Below are 5,628 nucleotides of genomic sequence, written 5' to 3' on the forward strand. Positions count from 1 at the left end.
GGCGGCTTCGGCCGCAGGCGCGCTGCCGGCCAGGCCCGGCGCATCGTCCAGCGTCAGTTCAACCGGCTTCGGCGCCAGGATCAGCCGCTCGGGCGGCGGGGCGGCCCCGCCATCGGCGGCGACGTCATTGACCGCAAGCCCCTGATAATCAACGACCTGCCCGCCGGGATCGTCGGGCGTGATCCGCATCGGCCCTTCCAGCGCGCGCACAACCGGCACGCCGCGCAGGTCGCGCATGGCAAGGCTGTAGCCCCACCAGCCCAGGCTGAGAACCAGAGCAACCGAGCCGATCGCGCCGGCGATGTTGACGATCTTCTGCCCGCGCAGCCCAAGGCCCGCGCCGGCAAACCCGCCGCCGGGCGCGCCAGGCGGCATCGAATCCAGCTGCGGTTCGGGCGCGTGGCCGGCATAGCGGCGCACCTGACCTTCGCCCCAGCCCTGCGCGGCGCGGGGATCGACGGGTTGCGGATGCAGATGCGGATCCTGTCGGGACGAAGCAAGGCGCGCCGCACCGCCCGAGGGGGCGTGCGAAGATGTCCGCTCAGCCTGCCCCCGGCCCCTGGCCAGGGGGGGCGCGATATAGTCGCCGTAATCCGCGTCCGCCATGCCTGCCTCTGCCCGGGCGGTTGACCCGCCCCTTGCGCCCGTCCGGGCCGGCCCTGGCGCCATTTCTCAGCGCATTTCTTCGACCGGCTTCACCCCAAGGATAGCAAGACCGGCGCAAATGACAACGCCCGTGGCCCGGACAAGGGCGATTTTCGCCTGTGCCACCGCGGCATCCTCTTGCATGAAGCGCAGCGAGGCATCGTCATTGCCGCGGTTCCACAGGCCGTGGAACTCGGAGGCCAGTTCGTACAGGTAGAAGGCCACGCGATGCGGCTCGTTGTTGCGGGCGGCGATTTCCACCAGACGCGGCCATTCGGCGATCTTCTTCAGCATCGCCAATTCGGCCGGATGCGCCAATTGGCCGTGATCGGCGGCGGCCAGCGTGGCATCGTCGGCGGCAATTCCGGCCTCGGCCGCCTTGCGCAGCACCGAATTGATCCGGGCATTGGCGTATTGCACGTAGAAGACCGGGTTGTCCTTCGACTGTTCCAGCACCTTGTCGAAATCGAAATCCAGCGCCACGTCGTTCTTGCGCGTCAGCATGATGAAGCGGGTGACATCGGCGCCGGCCATTTCCACCACATCGCGCAGGGTCACGAATGTGCCGGCGCGTTTCGACATCTTGAACGGCGCGCCGTCCTTCCACAGCTTCACCAGCTGAATGAGCTTGATGTCCAGCGGCACGCGATTGTCCGACAGCGCCGCGACCGCCGCCTTCATCCGCTTGACATAGCCGCCGTGGTCGGCGCCCAGAATGTCGATCAGCTGGTCATAGCCGCGCTGCACCTTGTCGAAGTGATAGGCGATGTCGGGGGCGAAATAGGTCCAGCTGCCGTCCGATTTCTTCACCGGCCGGTCGACATCGTCGCCATGCGCGGTTGACCGGAACAGCGTCTGCTCGCGCGGTTCCCAATCATCGGGGGTCTTGCCCTTCGGCGGCTCAAGCACGCCCTCATAGATCAGCCCCTTCGCGCGCAGCGTCTCGATCGCGCCCTCGATCTTGCCGGTGCCGTAAAGCGCCTTCTCGCTGGAATACAGATCCATCCGCACGCCCAGCGCCGCCAGATCCTGGCGGATCATCTCCATCATCATCTCGGTGGCAAAGTCGCGCACATCGGCCAGCCAGACGGATTCAGGCTGATCCAGCAGCTTGTCGCTGTATTTCGCCTTCAGCGCCTCGCCCACCGGGATCAGGTAATCGCCGGGATACAGGCCCTCGCGGATTTCCGGCTCAAGCCCATGCGCCTCGCGGTAGCGTTCATAGGCACTGCGCGCCAGCACATCGACCTGTGCACCGCCATCGTTGATGTAGTATTCCCGCGTGACGTTCCAGCCGGCAAAGGCCAGCAGGTTCGACAGCGCATCGCCCACCACCGCGCCGCGGACATGGCCCACATGCATGGGCCCGGTCGGATTGGCCGAGACGAACTCGACATTGACCTTCTGGCCCTGCCCGATCTGCGACCGGCCATAGCCCGCGCCCTCGGCCAGAACCGTGGCGATCACGCCCTGCCACAGCGCCGGCGCCAGCCGCAGGTTCAGAAAGCCCGGCCCCGCCACATCGGCGCCCGCGATCCGCGGGTCTTCCATCAGCTTGGCGGCCAGCCCGTCGGCAATCTCGCGCGGGGGTTTGCCCGCGGGCTTTGCCAGGACCATGGCCGCATTGGTTGCCATATCGCCATGGGCCGGATCGCGCGGCGGCTCGACCGCCACCTGGCCAAGGTCAAGTCCCTGCGGCAGGGCGCCTTCGGCCTGCATCCGGCCCAGGGCATCGGTCACCGCGCTGCGGATTTCCGCGAAGAGGTTCATCTGATCAAATCCTGCATGATCCGCAGGACTTGCCAGAGCGGGCCAGCGCGGTCAAGCGCTGCGCCCTTTTCACCCCCGCCCTGCCCCGGCTTCTAGCGCGGCCGCCGCATCTCGATCAGTTCGCGCACAAGCGCGTAATCATGATAGCCCAGCCGTGCAACGGCGGTGAAACGGGTCACGTCGAAGCGCCCCGCCACCAGGCAATCGTCGCGCAGATGCACGCCCGTGACCTGCCCGATCACCAGCCGATAGCCGCCCTCCAGCGCCAGATCCTGCACCACCCGGCATTCCAGCGTGGCCGGCGCATCGGCGACGCGCGGACAGTCGATCGTCGTGCATTCCGCCTTGGCCACGCCCGCCAACGCGAATTCGTCCACCCCGCGCGCCACCCGGGCCGAGGTTTCGTTCATCGCCCGCAGTGCCGCCTCGCCCACCAGGTTCACCGCGAAGACCCCGCTGTCCAGCACATTGGCGACCGTGTCATCGGCCTCGCCCGAGAACATCACCTGCGGCGGGCGCGAGGCCACGGCGTTGAAATAGGAATAGGGCGCCAGATTGTCGCCAAACCCCGGAACGCGCGTGGAAATCCAGCCGATCGGCCGGGGCGAGACCACCGCGTTGAACGGGTTGTGCGGCAGGCCGTGGCCCTCTTCTGGTCGATAGAACATGGGCTTCCTTCCGCGCTGCAGCCGATCTTTTCCGCCCCTAGCGCCCAGCCGGGGCCCGGGACGTTTACCCCGCGACCATCGCATGTTACGCGGCGGGGCGGAAGATTCGAGGGACATGCCTTGGCCTATCGACTGGAAGAGGAAACCGAGGCCGACTGGTGGGAAGTCGAGGCGCTGTATGACCTCTGCTTCGCGCCCGGCCGCACTGCCCTGTCTTCCTACCGGCTGCGCGAGGGCGTGCCGACGGTGGCGCCGCTGTGCCTGACCCTGCGCGACAGCGACGGCACCCTGGCTGCGGTGATCCGCTACTGGCCGGCGCTGATCGGCGAGGAAGACGTGCTGCTTCTGGGCCCGATCGCCGTTCACCCGACGCGGCAGGGCGAAGGTCTGGGCGGTCTTCTGATGAATGAAAGCCTGGCCGAGGCGCGGCGGCTGGGCTGGGAACGGGTGCTGCTGGTGGGCGACCTGCCCTATTACCGCCGTTTCGGCTTTCGCAAGCTCGACGGCGTCGAGATGCCGCCGCCCACCAACCCCGACCGGGTTCTGGGGCTGGAGCTGAAGGCCGGCGCCTGGAAGGGCGTGACCGGCAAGGTCACCCGCGCGACCTGAAGCGCCGATAAGACCTGTCCGGCGGCGGGCCTCTTGCAGGCGCCCCGCGCCCTCCCATATCGAAGGGATGGACACACCGACCCCGTCATCCGAGCATTCTCTGGCGCTTCCCCAGATCCTGGCCCCCGATCCGGCGCCCGAAATCGCGGCTTTGGCGCGGCGCTGGAAGGCGGCCAATGGGCCGGTCCTGGCGCTGGTGACGCGGCTTGGCGGCGCGCTTGAGGGCCAGTTCGCGCTTTTGCCCGAAGCGCTGCGGCTGCGGGCCGAGCAGATCACCGCCCAGGCGCTGGAACAGGCCTATGGCCTGGCCGCCCAGGGCGCCCGCCTGCCCGAAACCGGCGGGCGCGGCCCGATGGCGGCCGTCATGGCCAGCGGCGCGGCGGGCGGCCTGGCCGGGCTGGCCGGAGCGATTGCCGAATTGCCCTTCACCATCACCGTCCTTCTGCACGCGATCCGGCGCGAGGCCGCGCGCGCGGGCTATGATCCCGACGATCCCTGGATCCGGGCCGAGGCGCTGCGCACCTTCGGCTCGGGCAGTCCGATCGCGGCCGATGACGGGATCGACACCTCGTTCTTCACCGCCAGGCTGACGCTGACCGGCCCCGCGATCCAGGCGCTGATCGCGAAAGTGGCGCCGCGGCTGGCGGCAACGCTCAGCCAGAAGCTGGCGGCGCAAAGCGTGCCGGTGCTGGGCGCGCTGTCGGGCGCTGCGCTGAATGCGGCCTTCCTGCGCTATTACCGCGAGACGGCGGCGATCCGTTTCGCGCTGCTGCGCCTGGCGGAAACCCATGGCGCCGAGCCGGTGCTGGAGGCCTTTGCCAAGGCCACCGCCAAGCCCGCCTTGCGCAAGGCCTGAGCGCGGACGGCCTGAGCGCGGACGGGCTGAGCGCGGCCCGCCCCCGGCCGCGAAATGCCCCGCCAGCAGGGGATGCCGGCGGGGCTGGGGTGGGAAGAGGGAAGCTGCGGTCGGCCGTGACGCCGCCGCGCCGGGTGGGTGCGCCCGGCACATGCAGGCTTAGGTCGATTCGGTTTCCGGCCGGTTAACGCAGATCCGCCCCGGTCCGACAGGCCCTGCGCTATGCCTTCTCGACAGGCCTTGCTCCGCCGCGCTGCCCGCCCCTATCATCCTTTCGCATGCGCAGCGGACGGGGGCCTTCATGCAGATGATGATCGGGGTGATCGGCGGCTCGGGCGTCTATCAGATCGAGGGGCTGGACGGCGCGGCCTGGGTCACGGTCGAGACGCCCTGGGGGGCGCCCTCGGATCAGATCCTGACCGGGCGGCTGAATGGCGTGGCCATGGCCTTCCTGCCCCGCCATGGCCGCGGCCATGTTCACTCGCCCACGTCGCTGCCCTATCGCGCCAATATCGACGCGCTGAAGCGGCTTGGCTGTACCGATGTGCTGGCGGTCTCGGCCGTGGGCAGCCTGCGCGAAGACCTGGCGCCGGGGGATTTCGTGCTGGTCGACCAGTATATCGACCGCAGCTTCGCCCGCGAGAAAAGCTTCTTCGGCCCGGGCTGCGTCGCCCATGTCGGGCTGGCGCATCCGACCTGTTCCCGGCTGGGCCGGCTGGCGGCCGAAGCCGCGCGCCAGGCGGGCGCCCGGGTGCATGAGGGTGCCACCTATCTGGTGATGGAGGGGCCGCAGTTTTCCACCCTCGCGGAAAGCCGGCTTTACCGGCAATGGGGCGCCGATGTGATCGGGATGACCGGCATGCCCGAGGCGAAACTCGCCCGCGAGGCGGAATTGTGCTATGCCTCGCTCGCCATGGTGACCGATTACGATTGCTGGCATCCCGATCATGATGCGGTGGATGTGGCGGCCGTGATCGCCACGCTGACCGCCAATGCCGGCCATGCGCGCGGGCCGAGGCGCCCAACCACTCATTGGTGTTGCGGACGCTTTCCATCAGATCGTAGGTCGCCATATACTTC

General features: G+C 68.6%; 5 protein-coding genes and 1 pseudogene. 3 read left to right on the top strand and 3 right to left on the bottom strand.

Going from position 1 to position 5,628, the window contains the following annotated elements; all coding sequences use genetic code 11:
• The 3 genes and pseudogenes from K1Y73_RS21070 to K1Y73_RS21080 form a co-directional block, all read right to left on the bottom strand.
• Positions 1-606, bottom strand: a pseudogene (locus K1Y73_RS21070) (hypothetical protein); the annotation flags it as partial.
• Positions 607-672: 66 nt separating this feature from the next.
• Positions 673-2,415, bottom strand: coding sequence for an arginine--tRNA ligase (gene argS, locus K1Y73_RS21075; RefSeq protein WP_225030333.1), 1,743 nt, complete (start codon positions 2,413-2,415; stop codon positions 673-675).
• Positions 2,416-2,507: 92 nt separating this feature from the next.
• Positions 2,508-3,083, bottom strand: coding sequence for a flavin reductase family protein (locus K1Y73_RS21080; protein WP_225030334.1), 576 nt, complete (start codon positions 3,081-3,083; stop codon positions 2,508-2,510).
• A gap of 120 nt (positions 3,084-3,203) precedes the next feature.
• Between K1Y73_RS21080 and K1Y73_RS21085 the strand changes: the two genes are divergently transcribed.
• From K1Y73_RS21085 to mtnP, 3 genes are all read left to right on the top strand, one after another.
• A complete protein-coding gene (locus K1Y73_RS21085) occupies positions 3,204-3,692 on the top strand; it encodes a GNAT family N-acetyltransferase (RefSeq protein WP_225030335.1) in 489 nt (162 codons plus the stop codon).
• A 67-nt stretch (positions 3,693-3,759) separates the two neighbouring features.
• Positions 3,760-4,548 (top strand): EcsC family protein, encoded by a 789-nt coding sequence (locus K1Y73_RS21090; RefSeq protein ID WP_225030337.1) that lies wholly within the window; start codon positions 3,760-3,762, stop codon positions 4,546-4,548.
• A 301-nt stretch (positions 4,549-4,849) separates the two neighbouring features.
• A partial coding sequence (gene mtnP, locus K1Y73_RS21095; protein WP_225030339.1) for an S-methyl-5'-thioadenosine phosphorylase occupies positions 4,850-5,628 on the top strand: 779 nt, incomplete at its 3' end.

The organism is Xinfangfangia pollutisoli, assembly GCF_020179405.1.
GTDB classification, from domain to species: Bacteria; Pseudomonadota; Alphaproteobacteria; order Rhodobacterales; family Rhodobacteraceae; genus Pseudogemmobacter; species Pseudogemmobacter pollutisoli.